We start from the raw sequence: 13,848 nt of genomic DNA, 5'->3' as shown, positions 1-13,848 counted from the left end.
ATGATTAACAACTAATAACTAAATAAAATATGTCTGTATTAGTTTTTGCCGATTCATCGGAAGGAAAATTTAAAAAATCAGCTTTTGAAGTAGTTTCATACGGAAAAAAAGTAGCAGAACAATTAGGAAGTAAGGTAGTTACTTTAAGTATAAACGGTGGTGATGCATCAGAATTATATGCATACGGAGCAGAAAAAGTAATTGAAGTAAAAGAAGATAGTTTATCAACTTTTAATGCAAAAGCGTATGCTTCAATTATTCAACAAACTGCTGATGCACAAAATTCAAATGTAGTTATCATAGATTCTAGTATTGATGGGTTATTTGTTGCGCCAATGGTTGCAGTTGCTTTAGAAGCTGGATACGCTTCTAATGTTGTAGCTTTGCCAAGTTCAACAGAACCGTTTACAGTAAAACGTAAAGCGTTTTCTAACAAAGCATTTTCTAACACGGTTATTTCTACTGATAAAAAAGTGATTGGACTTGCTAAAAATTCATTTGGAGCTCATGAAAATTCTGTAAGTGGAAGTACAGAAAGTTTTTCTGCCACATTACCAGAATTAGGAGTTTCATCAACAAGTGTAGAAAGAGCAAGCGGAAAAGTTACCATAGCAGATGCAGATATAGTTGTTTCTGCGGGTAGAGGTTTAAAAGGGCCAGAAAACTGGGGAATGATAGAAGAATTAGCAGAAGTTTTAGGAGCTGCAACTGCATGTTCTAAACCAGTTTCAGATTTAGGATGGCGTCCACATGGAGAGCATGTTGGTCAAACTGGAAAACCTGTAGCTTCAAATTTATATATTGCTATCGGAATTTCTGGAGCAATTCAACATTTAGCAGGAATTAATGCGTCAAAAGTAAAAGTAGTTATTAACACAGATGCCGATGCACCTTTCTTTAAAGCTGCAGATTACGGAATTGTTGGTGATGCTTTTGAAGTTGTTCCTCAATTAGTAGAAAAATTAAAAGCATTTAAACAATCATAACTTTTTATAAAAATTAAAGTTTCTAACTCATAATTTTTATTAAATTGTAGCCAGAAAAAAGGCTGTCTAAATTTTATGCAAAAGCCTAAAATTAGACAGCTTTTTATTTTTTTTTGACCTAAACTATTAAATGAGTTTAATACAACTTACTATAAAAGGAATTTCCTACAGTCAAACGCAAAGTGGTGCGTATGCTTTAGTGTTAAGTGAAATGGAAGGAACAAAAACACTACCTATAATTATTGGCGCTTTTGAAGCACAATCCATCGCGATAGCACTAGAAAAAGAAATAAGACCACCAAGACCGTTAACCCACGATTTATTTAAAACTTTTTCAGATAGATTTTCAATAACCATAAAACAAGTAATTATTCATAAGTTGGTAGATGGCGTTTTCTTTTCTAGTCTTACTTGTGAACGCGAAGGTGTTGAGGAAATTATTGATACTAGAACTTCTGATGCAATTGCATTAGCGGTACGTTTTAAAGCACCAATTTATACCTATGAAAATATTTTAGATAAAGCAGGTATTTATTTAAAAGCTGATGAAGAATTAACTATTGAAGAAGATTTAGAGTCAGACGAAATTCATGTACAATTAGAAGAAGAGCCTAGTAGAAAAAGTGATCTTTCTCATTTATCTTTAAAAGATTTGCATACTCAATTAAATGATGCTGTAGCAAATGAAAATTACGAAATTGCTGCAAAAATTAGAGACGAAATAAGTAAACGATCTTAAGTTAAATTACATTTTATGAAGAAAATAATTTTAATCTTTTTATGCTTACTATCAGTTTCTGTTTTTTCTCAAGAAGCAACAACAGTTGCAAATGAAATAATTCCGAGTCAAGGTTTTTCAATATCAACTTTATGGCGAGGAATTTTAGGAATGATTTCCTTATTAGTAATTGCGTTTTTATTTAGTTCAAACAAAAAAGCAATTGATTGGAAAACGGTAGGTCTAGGATTAGCATTTCAGTTATTAATTGCTATTGGGGTTTTAAGAATTGGATTTATTCAAAAAGCATTTGAATGGATTGGAGGTTTGTTTGTAAGTGTATTAGATTATACAAGAGCTGGAAGTAAGTTTCTTTTTGAAGGTTTGATTGTAGATATGGATACCTTCGGATTTATTTTCGCCTTTCAAGTATTACCAACTATCATATTCTTTTCGGCATTAACATCGTTATTGTTTTATTTAGGATTAATTCAAAGACTAGTAAAATTATTAGCTTTATTACTGACCAAAGTTTTAAAAATATCTGGAGCAGAAAGCTTATCTGTTGCTGGTAATATATTTTTAGGACAAACCGAAGCTCCACTTTTGATAAAGGCTTATTTAGAGAAAATGAATAAGTCGGAAATGTTATTGGTTATGATTGGCGGAATGGCCACCGTTGCCGGAGCAGTTTTGGCAGCTTATATTGGTTTTCTTGGAGGAGATGACCCAGTTTTACGATTACAATTTGCTAAACACTTATTAGCAGCATCTGTTATGGCAGCACCGGGAGCCATTGTGATTTCAAAAATATTATATCCACAAACTGAAGAAATAAATACAGATGTAAATGTTTCTCAAGAAAAAATAGGTTCTAATGTATTAGATGCTATTGCAAACGGAACAACAGAAGGATTAAAATTAGCCGTAAATGTAGGTGCCATGTTATTGGTCTTTGTAGCATTTATCGCAATGATAAATGGAATTTTAGGATGGGTTGGAGATATTACATCTTTAAATTCTTGGATGGCAGAAAACACTTCGTATAAAAGTTTTTCATTAGAAGCAATTTTAGGATATATTTTTGCACCACTAATGTGGTTAATTGGAGTAGCAAAAGAAGATATGGCTCTGATGGGACAATTATTAGGGATAAAATTAGCTGCAAGTGAATTTGTTGGTTATATACAATTAGCAGAATTAAAAAACATTGCCAATGCTACGCATTTAACCTATAATAAATCGATAATTATGGCTACTTATATGCTATGTGGTTTTGCAAATTTTGCATCCATAGGGATTCAAATTGGAGGTATAGGTTCTTTAGCACCAGGACAACGTAAAGTTTTATCAGAATTTGGAATGAAAGCTTTAATTGGAGGTACTATTGCATCATTAATGTCTGCAACTATTGCTGGGATGATTATCGGGTAGTTTTTGTTAAAATGTTTATTTATTTAAGTGTTTAACTATTAGTCTAAAATGGTTAATAACTTCTTCATATATTTTCGAAGCATCAGCATTTTTTTGTTGTTGCTTTTTTATTTTTAACCCTGTTAAACAATTTTACATTTTAACAGTTAAACGCAGAAGAAAAATGAAGCAATATCACGATTTAATTCAACACGTTTTAGATAACGGAAATCAAAAAGGAGATAGAACAGGAACTGGAACACAAAGTGTTTTTGGACATCAAATGCGTTTTGATTTAAGTGAAGGTTTTCCGATGGTAACCACTAAAAAGTTACACTTAAAATCGATTGTTTACGAATTACTTTGGTTTATTAAAGGAGATACAAATATTAATTATTTACAGGAAAATGGTGTTAGAATCTGGAATGAATGGGCAGATGAGAACGGGGATTTAGGACCAGTTTACGGACATCAATGGCGTAATTGGAATAGTGATGAAGTAGATCAATTAAAAGAAGTAATTGATACTTTAAAAAGTAACCCTAATTCTAGAAGAATGTTGGTTTCTGCTTGGAATCCAAGTGTTTTACCTGATACGTCGGTTTCTTTTTCTGAAAATGTAGCAAATGGAAAAGCAGCGTTACCACCATGTCATGCGTTTTTTCAATTTTATGTAGCAGACGGTAAATTATCGTGTCAACTATATCAACGTAGTGCAGATATCTTTTTAGGTGTACCATTTAATATTGCATCCTATGCATTATTTACGATGATGATGGCACAAGTTTGTGGTTATGAAGCTGGTGAGTTTATCCACACTTTTGGCGATGCGCATATTTATAGCAATCACTTAGAACAAGTTGAATTGCAATTAAGTAGAGACCTTAGAAAATTACCAACGATGAAAATAAATCCGAATGTAAAAAATATAGAAGATTTTACGTTTGAAGATTTTGAATTGATAGATTACAACCCGCATCCTCATATAAAAGGAAAAGTTGCGATATAAAAAAAAGAGTTTTCACACAATGTGAAAACTCTTTTTTGATTTTTATACGTTTAAAACTGCGTTTTCTGTTCCAGCATATTCATTCCAAGCATATGCATCAGCAGCTTCATCATTTACATAGTTTCCATCTACTAAATATCTAAACTCATAAGAGTTATTAGCTTCTAAATTTACAGTTCCTTTAAAAGAACCGTTTTTTAACTTTTTTAATGGAGTAGTTTCAGAATTCCATTCGTTAAAACTTCCAACAACAGCTACATTATTTGCGTATTCTGTTGGTACCGTAAAAGTTACTTTACAAACTGGTTTACTCTTTAAAAATTGTTTTTTGATTGCCATAATAATTTTATTTACTTTTTTTGATAAAAGTATTGAAGACTAGGTGAATAAAAAATACTATTGAATATTAATAACAAAGAATTATCAGTTTGTTAATACTTGCCTAACAAAAATTTGATTTCATAAATAAAAGCATTAAAAATTTATAGAATATTGATGTTTCTACCTTTATTGTTACATCCAATTTTATGAGTTTTAGGTTTCGAAAATGTTTTCGTAAAATGATTTTTAAGGTAAAAAAGCCTTGAAAACATCAAATTTCAAAATCTTTTAAATTAATTTTGTAAAAAAATAGTAGAATGATTACAATTATTGCGGCGATTGCTAAGAACAATGCACTTGGAAAGGATAACGATTTAATTTGGCATTTACCAGCAGATTTAAAACGATTTAAAAAGGTTACAACTGGGCATCACATATTAATGGGTAGAAATACTTTTGAATCTATTGGAAAACCATTACCGAACAGAACTACTGTAATCATTACTAGAAATAAAAGATATAAGCAAAAAGGGTGTGAAGTTGCTTATTCAATTGAAAAGGCATTAGAAATCGCTAAAGAAGACGAGGAAATTTTTATAATTGGAGGTGCACAAATCTATAAACAAGCCATTGAAAAAGATTTGGTAAATCAATTAGATATTACCATTGTACATCATGAATTTGATGCTGATGTTTTCTTTCCAGAAATTGATTCTAAAATATGGAAAGAAGCTAAAAGAGAAGATTTTAAAGCGGATGATAAAAACAAATACGATTATAGCTTTGTAAGCTATGTGAAAATTTAACCAATACTTAATAAAATGCATAATAGATTAGAGCAATTAGTTGAAAAAGGAATTCAGTATATTTCTACTTGTTCTGATGTTGAAATTAGTAAAAAACCTTCTCCAGAGAAATGGTCTAAGAAAGAAATTCTAGGTCATTTAATTGATTCTGGAATAAATAACCTTCAACGTTTTACAGAAATTCAGTTTGAAAATAAACCTTATGCGATTAGAAATTATAGCCAAGATGGGTTAATTAAAGCAAATGATTATCAGAATTCCGAAATTAAAGAAATTGTCGCTTTTTGGGTTTCAATTAATAATCGAATAAAACAGATAATGATTCAACAGACAGAAAAAACGTTGAGTTATAAAATTATACTTCCAGATGAAACTAATTCTGATTTAAGGTTTTTGATGACTGATTATATCGATCATTTAGAGCATCACCTTAATCAAATTATTGATAAATAACTTATTTTATCTCATAAATAAAAGGCATTCTAGCTTGAATTCCTTTTAAGTTTTTCATTTCATTTACCGTATTATATAAACGATACGTTTCATCACCCAATGCTTCTTTTAATATTTCATCTTTGCTTGCTTTAGCAAACGGAGAAAATTGTAAGGCGTCTTTTAAGTCTTTTTTGTAATTAGGATAATTTCGTACCCTATAGGTTTCAACTTCTGCTAATTCTGCGGCAATAGTTATAGCGTCGTCCAAGCTACCTAAAGAATCAACCAATCCATTTTCTAATGCTTCTTTTCCAGTCCACACACGTCCTTGAGCAATTGCATCTACTTGCTCAAATGTCATGTTTCTTCCAGTAGCAACTCTATTAACAAATGTGGTGTAAATTTGTTCTACGCCTTGTTTGGTAACATCGTAAAACTTTTTATTCATAGGTTCAAAAACACTATAACTTGCACTGTTATTTGTGCTTACTTGCTCGGCATTTATTCCGATGTCTTTTGCAAATTCATTTGCATTTGGAATTGTTCCAAAAACACCAATAGAACCAGTAATTGTAGTAGGTTCTGCAACAATTGTATTGGCGTTACATGCAATATAATAACCGCCCGAAGCAGCTGCGTTCCCCATAGAAACAACCAACGGCTTTTCTTTTTTAGCAATTTCTAATTGTCTCCAAATAAGTTCAGAAGTGATTGCGTCTCCACCAGGAGAATTCACTCTTAAAACAATGGCTTTTACGTTCTTGTCTTTAGTCGCTTTTTTTATGGCGTTATTAATAATTCCTTGACCGATAATATCTTCGCTACCTTCACCATATAAAATTGTTCCTTGTGCATAAATTACTGCAATTTTATTTTTTGCAGTTGATGATTTTCTGCCTTTTCCAGAATTTATATAATCAGAGATTGAAACTGTTTTTAGTTTAGAAACATCTGCAGCACTTTTCATTTTTTCTTGATATTGATCTAGATAGATTTCTGCATCGATTAAGTTATTTTCTTTGGCAACTTTAGGATTTCTACCATTAGAATTATCAGCAATTAAATTTAAATCTTCCTGGCTAATATTTCTGCTTTTAGAAATATCATCTAGTATTTCTGACCAAATAGATTTTAAAAATGATGTAGTTTGTTCTCTATTGGCTTCACTCATTTTATTAGATAAATAAGGTTCTACAGCACTTTTGTATTTTCCATGACGAATCACTTCCATCTTTACACCGTATTTATCTTCAAAATCTTTGAAATATAAAACTTCGGTTGACAATCCTTTAAAATCAATAAATCCAATCGGATTTAAGAAAAGGCTATCTGCCACAGAACTTAGATAGTAGTTTTTTTGTGTGTAAAAATCGTTATAGGCGTAAATAAATTTACCACTTTCTTTAAATTCTTCTAGTTTGTTTCTTATGGCTTGTGTTTGTGCAATTCCTGCATTTATGTATGAAGTTTTAATACTGATTCCTTTAATATTACTATCGGTTTTAGCATTATCAATTGCATTAATGATAGTATTTAAACCTAGCTTTTCATCAACTAAATCTAAGGCTTCTGCAATAGGATTTTTTTCTTTTGGCGCATAATCTTTAATAGGTACTGTTAAATCTAATTCTACTACAGAATTTGGAGAAATAACAACTTTTCCTTCATCACCTAAAAAAGAAGCGATTAATAAAAAGAAAAGAAATATAAAAAATAGTGCTGTTAATGTTCCTAAAATTGACGCTAAAAAGTTTCTTAAAAATTTCATCTTACATATTCATTTTGAAGAGCAAATATACTCTTTTTATGATGATGAAAAAGAACTCTTAATTTAGTCTAGCAGTGCCAAAACCTAAAGTCATTTTGTATTTTCTCTGTGCGAATAAAAAGTAATTAAAAAGTTTATAATTTACTTCGTAACCATAATTGATATTCGGTTGGTAATCGATTATGTTTTCATAAATAGATGCATCGTATTGCGTTGGGTTTTGCGCTCTATTATTCCAATTTGCAACAAAAACTCTATTCCTAGTTTCCATAAAGGATTGATCATAATACCCCTCAGGTTGTGCAATCGTATTTAGGTAATTATTAAAACCAATATCAAGAATAATAATTTCGTATTGTAATTCTTCATTAGCAATTATTACGGGCTCTTCTTGCTGATTTGAACTTGTATTTATTGGTGCAGAACCACACGCCATAAAAATCGTAGTAATTAATAAAAAAAGAATGTTTTTTAAAGGTTTCATAATCAATACTATTAGAAAAATTAAAGTTGCAAAAAATATTTTGATTTCTATAGGTTTTTAATTCTTTTAACATTAATTTTAAATCACTAAAATGTTATACGATGCTTAAAAAAATAGTTGTTCTTTTTATATCATTTCTTGTTTTTTCTTGTGCACAAAAAGAAATCAAAAAAAATGAGTATTCAATTTTAAATGAGAAAGATAGAGCTGTTTTAAAAGATGAAATCTTAGAGGACAGATTTACAAATTTACTGCCAAAATTAATGGACGAGTCAGATTTAGATATGTGGCTGTTAATTTCTAGAGAGTATAATGAAGATCCAGTTTTAAAAACGATGTTGCCCGCAACTTGGTTAAATGCAAGAAGAAGAACCATTCTTGTTTTTTATAGGGATAAAACCAAAAATACCATAGAACGTTTAGCTGTTGCCAGATATAATGTTGGAGAAAGTATACAATCAGCTTGGGATAAAGAGAAGGAGCCAAATCAATGGAAAGCTTTAGTTGCTCTAATTGAAGCGCGAAATCCACAAAAAATTGGAATTAATAGTTCTAAACATTTTGCATTAGCAGATGGTTTGGTAAAAACTGATTACGATGAGTTAAAAGAAAATATACCAGAGGCAATTAGTTCTAAATTAGTATCCGCAGAAAAATTAGCCATCGCTTGGATAGAAACAAGGACTAAAAAGGAAATGAGATTGTATAAAGACTTGGTTGATATTACCCATAAAATAATTGACGAAACATTTTCAGAAAACACAATAGTTCCAGGTACAACTACATCCGAAGATTTGGTTTGGTTTATGCGTCAGAAAGTTACCAGTTTAGGTTTAGAAACATGGTTTCATCCAACAATCGATATCCAAAGAAGTACAGAAGCATTAAAATCTCATATAGAATCATTTAGCAAAGGATACGAAGAGCAAATAATACAATATGGAGATTTGTTGCATTGCGATTTTGGAATTACGTATGTAGGTTTAAATACCGATTGTCAGCAACATGCGTATGTATTAAAAGAAGATGAAAATGAAGTTCCATCTTATCTTAAAAAAGCTTTTGTAAAAGGAAACAGGTTGCAAGATATTTTAACAACAACCATGGAAGCAGGAAAAACTGGGAATGAAATTTTAGCACAATCATTATCAAAAGCAAAAGAAGAAGGGTTAAGACCATCAATTTATACACATCCGTTAGGGAAATATGGGCATAGTTCTGGTACAACAATTGGTATGTGGGATTCGCAAGGAGGCGTTCCGTTTAATGGCGATTATCCGCTGCATAAAAATACTGTTTATGCAATAGAACTTAATGTAACGGTTACTATTGATGAATGGAAAAAGGACATTAGAATTATGTTAGAAGAGGCTGGTTTTTTTGGTGATAATACCTTTGAATATTTGAATAAGAGGCAGTTAGAAATTAAACCAGTTAAGATTTAAAAGAATGAAGAAAAGATGTTTTTGGGTGAATAATGATCCGTTGTATATCGAATATCACGATACTGAATGGGGAAAACCTGTTTATGATGATGAAACTTTATTTGAGTTTTTATTATTAGAATCCTTTCAAGCAGGATTAAGTTGGATTACCATTCTTAAGAAAAGAGAGAATTTTAGAGAGGCCTTTGATAATTTCGATTATAAAAAAATAGCGAAGTATAATCAAGATAAGTTTGATGAACTAATTCTTAATGCTGGAATTATAAGAAATAAATTAAAAGTAAAAAGTGCAATCACAAATGCACAACTTTTTATGGAAATTCAAAAAGAGTTTGGGTCGTTTTCTACATTTATTTGGAATTATGTTGATGGAAAACCGATTCTAAATACTTTTAAAACTAGAGAAGAAGTTCCAGCTACTACAACATTATCTGATGTAATATCTAAAGATTTAAAAAAGCGTGGATTTAAATTTGTAGGATCAACCATAATATATGCATTTATGCAGGCAATAGGTATGGTAAATGATCATACAACAGATTGTTTTTGTTATGAAAAATGTGTTTAAGATTCCTGTAAAAGATGCATCAAGCATTTTATTGCTTTTTTTACGAAAATTAGGACTCCTAATTATTTTTATTTGGGCGTTGTATTTTGATGGAACTGAATTCGCCTCAAAAAATGCCAATGCACAAATGATTACCAATATTTTTATGTTGGTGGCTTTTTGCATGTTGTATTATAGATCGGTAAAAAGAACCAGAAAGTTAATGCTGTATGCAGTAGTTATTGGTTTTATTGGAGAATATTTTTTTTCGATATTCCTAGGAATGTACACCTATAGACTTGGAAATTTACCTTGGTATATTCCTTTAGGGCATGCAGCTTTGTATGCAAGAGTATATACTTTTACAAAATTTTCTATTGTAAGAAAATATAGTATAGCACTTAATAGATTGCTTTATTTTATTATTAGCACCTATGCACTTTTTTCTTTATTAATGTGGAATGATGTCTTTGGTTTTGTAATGACTATTGCTGTGTTTCTGATATTAATGAAACGAAAAAAAGATAGATTGTTTTTTTTAACAATGTATATAATGGTTGTGATTTTAGAGCTTTTTGGTACAGCGTATGAAGTTTGGAAATGGCCAAGTACAGCCTTTGGTATATTCGATATTTTACCAAGTCATAATCCGCCAAGCGGAATTAGTTTATTTTATTTTCTGTTGGATGTTGGTAGTTTTGTTTTATACATTCAGTTACACAAAACAACATGGAAAAGAGTAAAGCGATTTAATGCCCAGAAAAGTATCTAATCGCCATAAAAACAAGAACTATTATACTTCCGTAAATCAATACTTTTTTAGCAGAGTCTTGATAATGTTTTTTATGATTCTCTTTATCTTTCTTATAACTTAATATCATAATTGCAATAAAAGCAACAGCAAATAAGATTGCGAAAATAATTCGTCCAGTAGTAAACATTTTTGCGGCGATAAGTAAGCTCATAAAGGTTATTAATAGTAATTAACAAAAGATAGATTACACCCTATCATTTAGTATTTTTAGCAAAATTACAAATTAATGGGTAAAGAAAACCTTATTATTTTTGATATTGACGATACACTTACAAAAAGTGAAAATCAGCATCTAGAATCGTATGTAAAAACCATGCAAGATTTTGGAATTACAAACATTAATAAAGATTGGAAAAATTATAAAAATGTAACTGATAGTTATGTCTTAAAAAAGAATTTTGAAGCTAATTTTGATGAGAAATTCGAATTGTCTTTTATTCCAAATTTTGAAGAAAAAATGATTAAAAACTTATTAGGTTTAACAAAAACAAAAGAGATAGCAGGAGCAAGTAATATCATAGATTTTTTTTTAAATGAAACAAATTATGCAATTTGTTTTGCAACAGGATCTTTATTAAAACCAGCCATTATAAAATTAGAACAAGCAAACGTTAATTTTATTCCAGAAGTTGTTGAAGCTTCCAATGAATTATACACCCGAGAAGAGATTGTTTCTTCAGCAATGGAGAAAGCAAAGAAATATTTTAAAGTTGATGATTTTAAAAATATTATTTCTGTTGGTGATGGAATTTGGGATCTAAGAACTGCCAAAAACCTTGGCGTTCATTTTTTAGGAATCCGAGATAAAAACCTTGCAGATTTTAAAAAAGAGAGTATAAAAAGTCATATTTCTGACTGGACACAATTTGACTTTCAAAAAATAAAACAAGAATTACAAATCATTTAATATCACTTCGAACGTAGTTGAGAAGTCTCATAAATTATAACAAATTATAAAAATGAAAAATAAAATAGCAGCCGTAACCGAATTTCACACCGCTTTTAAATTAAACATGAATAGCCTACCAATTGCAGATATTGGTGAAGCAAGAAATACACTTCGTTTTAATTTAATGAAAGAAGAAAATGAAGAATATCTAGAAGCAGCACAAAACAATGATTTAGTTGAGGTTGCAGATGCCTTAGGAGATATGTTATATATTTTGTGTGGTACAATTATAGAACACGGAATGCAAGATAAAATAGAAGAGGTTTTTAATGAAATTCAACGATCCAACATGAGTAAATTAGGGGAAGACGGAAAACCAATTTACAGAGAAGATGGTAAAGTTTTAAAAGGTCCAAATTACTTTAAACCAAATATTAAGGAGATTTTGGAGAGGTAGTTTCGTTTACGGTTTTGTGTATGGTAGTTGCGTGTTTGAGAAACTAATTTAGTAAACAAAAACTAACGCGAGAAAATTTCGAAGGAATTTTTCAAATAAGTAACGACCAAAGCAATTAATTATAGACTGTGTTAGCCACTTGCTTTTAATTTTCAATATCGGCTGGTTTTTCGGTTGAAGTGACACAATCAATTTTCCATTGTTTACCATACTTTTTATAAATTGCTGTCCAAGCGAAATGTGTTTCTCTTTGAACAGTGTCTCCCATTTGATTTTTATAAGTTAAGGTTACTATTTTATCAACTATAGTATAGGCCATGCTTCCGTCATCTGAAAACTTAATTATAGGTTCAGTTTCATCATCCCATTTAATAAATTCAACTGATGAGAAATATCCGTTATAGCGCGAAATAGTTTCTTCTTTTTTTGGACGACTAATTAATCCTTTGTTTACAGAAATAAAACTATCAGAAAACTGGTTGGCAAAAGCATTTGAATTTTTATTAAAATGATAATCTCTTTGTGTATTATGCAATTTTAAAATCTTACTTTTATCTTCTGATTTATCAATCAATTTACAATTTGTACAAGATGTAGATATTAAAATGACTAAAATAAAAGAGAGTATTTTTTTCATGTGTGATTTTGTTTGTAGTATTTATTTTCGCTAGTAGCTAACGGATAGATATGTCTAGTTTTAATTAGTTAGATCAACCAAAAACGAAGTTATATTTTTAAAAGTTTAGAAACAAATGAAATTACAATTCAAATTTCATTCCTTCCTCAGCAAACCCAAAACCTAATTTTTTAACGCTTGTTTTTTCTTTTGATGATTTTTGTAATGCAGGATTTGTATGATTAAAATGAATAAAAAACACCTTGTTTTTTGTAGCTAAAGATTCTTTTTTAAACAGTTCAACAGTTTCTTCTATAAAAGGATGAGGTACTTCTGTCATGGCTCTTTTTACTTCATTCTGATTAAAAAAAGTGGCGTCTAAAAAAGCATAATCTACTTTTTTAACCTCTTCAATAATACTGTTGTTCCACTTTTTCCATTTATCAATATCAGGAATAAACAAAGCTGTTTTTTTAGAGCCTTCAATTTTATAACCTACAGTTTCAGAAAATTCATCTCTATGCGGTACAATAAAAGGAGTCACTTTTAATTGGTTATTTAAAACAATGGTAGAATCATTTTTTAAATCAGAAAAAAGAATATTTTTTAAATTCACTAATTGACTCCAAGGCCCATTATTGGTTAAAAATGATTTCATTTTAGGCATAGTAAAAACAGTTGTATTCTTTTTTCCTAAAGCTTCACGGCCAAAATACATAAGGCCAGAATAATGTCCAATATGAGCATGTGTTAAAAAAACGCCATCAATAATATTGTCTTTTTTAAGATGATGTTGTTCTAATTCTGCTAACTGAGTTGCAATATCTGGCGTTGCTTCAAACAACCATTTCTGTTTGTTTTCTATATCAACTAAACCTAAAGAAGTAACTCTTTTGTTTTCGCTTTTTCCGCTATAAAAATTTTCACAACATTCTTTCTGACAACCAATATGTGGATATCCTGCATCTTGAGCAGTTCCTAAAATAGTGATGTATTGTTTAAAATTTGTAGTAATTTTTTCTTTTTTCTTTTCTTGCTCACAAGAAAAAAAGAAAGATATTAAAATTAGAAAAGCTATTTTTTTCATATTTTTACTTAAGATATAAAGCTACAAAAAAAGCATCAACAAAATAGTTGATG

The 13,848-nt window shown here is 30.0% G+C and carries 17 protein-coding genes; 11 read left to right on the top strand and 6 right to left on the bottom strand.

Annotation, left to right across the window (positions count from 1 at the left end):
• The first annotated feature begins 29 nt into the window (after nt 1–29).
• The 4 genes from OD91_RS05715 (at nt 30) to OD91_RS05700 (ending at nt 4,126) form a co-directional block, all read left to right on the top strand.
• Nucleotides 30–986, top strand: a complete 957-nt coding sequence (locus OD91_RS05715; RefSeq protein WP_144895425.1) for an electron transfer flavoprotein subunit alpha/FixB family protein — start codon at nt 30–32, stop codon at nt 984–986.
• Nucleotides 987–1,116: 130 nt separating this feature from the next.
• Nucleotides 1,117–1,725: a bifunctional nuclease family protein gene (locus OD91_RS05710; RefSeq protein WP_144895424.1), complete on the top strand. Its 609-nt coding sequence runs from the start codon at nt 1,117–1,119 to the stop codon at nt 1,723–1,725.
• 15 nt (nt 1,726–1,740) lie between these two features.
• Entirely contained in the window at nt 1,741–3,138 is a 1,398-nt protein-coding gene (locus tag OD91_RS05705; RefSeq protein ID WP_144895423.1) for a NupC/NupG family nucleoside CNT transporter, read from the top strand.
• Nucleotides 3,139–3,301: 163 nt separating this feature from the next.
• A complete protein-coding gene (locus OD91_RS05700; protein ID WP_144895422.1) occupies nt 3,302–4,126 on the top strand; it encodes a thymidylate synthase in 825 nt (274 codons plus the stop codon).
• 42 nt (nt 4,127–4,168) lie between these two features.
• Here OD91_RS05700 and OD91_RS05695 read toward each other — a convergent pair whose 3' ends face one another.
• Nucleotides 4,169–4,465 (bottom strand): isoamylase early set domain-containing protein, encoded by a 297-nt coding sequence (locus tag OD91_RS05695; RefSeq protein ID WP_144895421.1) that lies wholly within the window; start codon nt 4,463–4,465, stop codon nt 4,169–4,171.
• A 299-nt stretch (nt 4,466–4,764) separates the two neighbouring features.
• On the opposite strand from OD91_RS05695, the gene OD91_RS05690 reads away from it, so the two are divergent.
• Complete coding sequence (locus OD91_RS05690) at nt 4,765–5,253, top strand: dihydrofolate reductase (protein WP_144895420.1); 489 nt, start codon at nt 4,765–4,767, stop codon at nt 5,251–5,253.
• 15 nt (nt 5,254–5,268) lie between these two features.
• Nucleotides 5,269–5,706 (top strand): DinB family protein, encoded by a 438-nt coding sequence (locus OD91_RS05685; RefSeq protein WP_144895419.1) that lies wholly within the window; start codon nt 5,269–5,271, stop codon nt 5,704–5,706.
• Between the two features lies 1 nt (nt 5,707).
• On the opposite strand, the gene sppA is transcribed toward OD91_RS05685, so the two are convergent.
• Entirely contained in the window at nt 5,708–7,456 is a 1,749-nt protein-coding gene (gene sppA, locus OD91_RS05680; protein ID WP_144895418.1) for a signal peptide peptidase SppA, read from the bottom strand.
• Between the two features lie 58 nt (nt 7,457–7,514).
• Entirely contained in the window at nt 7,515–7,940 is a 426-nt protein-coding gene (locus tag OD91_RS05675) for a DUF6146 family protein (protein ID WP_144895417.1), read from the bottom strand.
• 101 nt (nt 7,941–8,041) lie between these two features.
• On the opposite strand from OD91_RS05675, the gene OD91_RS05670 reads away from it, so the two are divergent.
• The 3 genes from OD91_RS05670 to OD91_RS05660 are packed head-to-tail and all read left to right on the top strand — an operon-like array spanning nt 8,042 to nt 10,704.
• A complete protein-coding gene (locus OD91_RS05670; protein WP_144895416.1) occupies nt 8,042–9,385 on the top strand; it encodes a M24 family metallopeptidase in 1,344 nt (447 codons plus the stop codon).
• Nucleotides 9,386–9,389: 4 nt separating this feature from the next.
• A complete protein-coding gene (locus OD91_RS05665) occupies nt 9,390–9,953 on the top strand; it encodes a DNA-3-methyladenine glycosylase I (protein ID WP_144895415.1) in 564 nt (187 codons plus the stop codon).
• Entirely contained in the window at nt 9,937–10,704 is a 768-nt protein-coding gene (locus OD91_RS05660) for a hypothetical protein (protein ID WP_144895414.1), read from the top strand. The genes OD91_RS05665 and OD91_RS05660 overlap by 17 nt, the downstream gene beginning before the upstream one ends.
• Here the strand turns inward: OD91_RS05660 and OD91_RS05655 are convergent.
• Nucleotides 10,682–10,897, bottom strand: a complete 216-nt coding sequence (locus OD91_RS05655) for a hypothetical protein (RefSeq protein WP_255513189.1) — start codon at nt 10,895–10,897, stop codon at nt 10,682–10,684. The genes OD91_RS05660 and OD91_RS05655 overlap by 23 nt on opposite strands.
• Nucleotides 10,898–10,972: 75 nt before the next feature.
• Between OD91_RS05655 and OD91_RS05650 the strand changes: the two genes are divergently transcribed.
• On the top strand, nt 10,973–11,653 hold the full coding sequence (locus OD91_RS05650; RefSeq protein WP_144895413.1) for an HAD family hydrolase: 681 nt from the start codon (nt 10,973–10,975) through the stop codon (nt 11,651–11,653).
• 52 nt (nt 11,654–11,705) lie between these two features.
• Nucleotides 11,706–12,092 carry a nucleoside triphosphate pyrophosphohydrolase family protein gene (locus OD91_RS05645; RefSeq protein ID WP_144895412.1) on the top strand — a complete coding sequence of 129 codons (387 nt, stop codon included), beginning with the start codon at nt 11,706–11,708 and terminating at the stop codon, nt 12,090–12,092.
• A 145-nt stretch (nt 12,093–12,237) separates the two neighbouring features.
• Here OD91_RS05645 and OD91_RS05640 read toward each other — a convergent pair whose 3' ends face one another.
• Together OD91_RS05640 and OD91_RS05635 are read right to left on the bottom strand one after the other, a co-directional pair.
• Nucleotides 12,238–12,729, bottom strand: a complete 492-nt coding sequence (locus tag OD91_RS05640) for a nuclear transport factor 2 family protein (protein WP_144895411.1) — start codon at nt 12,727–12,729, stop codon at nt 12,238–12,240.
• A gap of 121 nt (nt 12,730–12,850) precedes the next feature.
• Complete coding sequence (locus OD91_RS05635; protein WP_144895410.1) at nt 12,851–13,795, bottom strand: MBL fold metallo-hydrolase; 945 nt, start codon at nt 13,793–13,795, stop codon at nt 12,851–12,853.
• Nucleotides 13,796–13,848: the final 53 nt, after the last annotated feature.

Origin of the sequence: Lutibacter sp. Hel_I_33_5, assembly GCF_007827455.1 — a bacterium.
GTDB lineage: Bacteria > Bacteroidota > Bacteroidia > Flavobacteriales > Flavobacteriaceae > Polaribacter.
The sequence above is the reverse complement of the archived record's forward strand: the minus strand, read 5'-3'. Positions and strand labels throughout refer to the sequence as shown.

What these genes read in the sequence shown, in the direction of transcription:
- OD91_RS05700 (WP_144895422.1), top strand. Translation starts at nt 3,302, where the DNA reads ATGAAGCAATATCACGATTTAATTCAACACGTTTTAGATAACGGAAAT.
- sppA (WP_144895418.1), bottom strand. Translation starts at nt 7,456, where the DNA reads ATGAAATTTTTAAGAAACTTTTTAGCGTCAATTTTAGGAACATTAACA.
- OD91_RS05655 (WP_255513189.1), bottom strand. Translation starts at nt 10,897, where the DNA reads ATGAGCTTACTTATCGCCGCAAAAATGTTTACTACTGGACGAATTATT.
- OD91_RS05640 (WP_144895411.1), bottom strand. Translation starts at nt 12,729, where the DNA reads ATGAAAAAAATACTCTCTTTTATTTTAGTCATTTTAATATCTACATCT.
- OD91_RS05690 (WP_144895420.1), top strand. Translation starts at nt 4,765, where the DNA reads ATGATTACAATTATTGCGGCGATTGCTAAGAACAATGCACTTGGAAAG.
- OD91_RS05695 (WP_144895421.1), bottom strand. Translation starts at nt 4,465, where the DNA reads ATGGCAATCAAAAAACAATTTTTAAAGAGTAAACCAGTTTGTAAAGTA.
- OD91_RS05710 (WP_144895424.1), top strand. Translation starts at nt 1,117, where the DNA reads ATGAGTTTAATACAACTTACTATAAAAGGAATTTCCTACAGTCAAACG.
- OD91_RS05660 (WP_144895414.1), top strand. Translation starts at nt 9,937, where the DNA reads ATGAAAAATGTGTTTAAGATTCCTGTAAAAGATGCATCAAGCATTTTA.
- OD91_RS05670 (WP_144895416.1), top strand. Translation starts at nt 8,042, where the DNA reads ATGCTTAAAAAAATAGTTGTTCTTTTTATATCATTTCTTGTTTTTTCT.
- OD91_RS05685 (WP_144895419.1), top strand. Translation starts at nt 5,269, where the DNA reads ATGCATAATAGATTAGAGCAATTAGTTGAAAAAGGAATTCAGTATATT.
- OD91_RS05665 (WP_144895415.1), top strand. Translation starts at nt 9,390, where the DNA reads ATGAAGAAAAGATGTTTTTGGGTGAATAATGATCCGTTGTATATCGAA.
- OD91_RS05635 (WP_144895410.1), bottom strand. Translation starts at nt 13,795, where the DNA reads ATGAAAAAAATAGCTTTTCTAATTTTAATATCTTTCTTTTTTTCTTGT.
- OD91_RS05675 (WP_144895417.1), bottom strand. Translation starts at nt 7,940, where the DNA reads ATGAAACCTTTAAAAAACATTCTTTTTTTATTAATTACTACGATTTTT.
- OD91_RS05715 (WP_144895425.1), top strand. Translation starts at nt 30, where the DNA reads ATGTCTGTATTAGTTTTTGCCGATTCATCGGAAGGAAAATTTAAAAAA.
- OD91_RS05705 (WP_144895423.1), top strand. Translation starts at nt 1,741, where the DNA reads ATGAAGAAAATAATTTTAATCTTTTTATGCTTACTATCAGTTTCTGTT.
- OD91_RS05650 (WP_144895413.1), top strand. Translation starts at nt 10,973, where the DNA reads ATGGGTAAAGAAAACCTTATTATTTTTGATATTGACGATACACTTACA.
- OD91_RS05645 (WP_144895412.1), top strand. Translation starts at nt 11,706, where the DNA reads ATGAAAAATAAAATAGCAGCCGTAACCGAATTTCACACCGCTTTTAAA.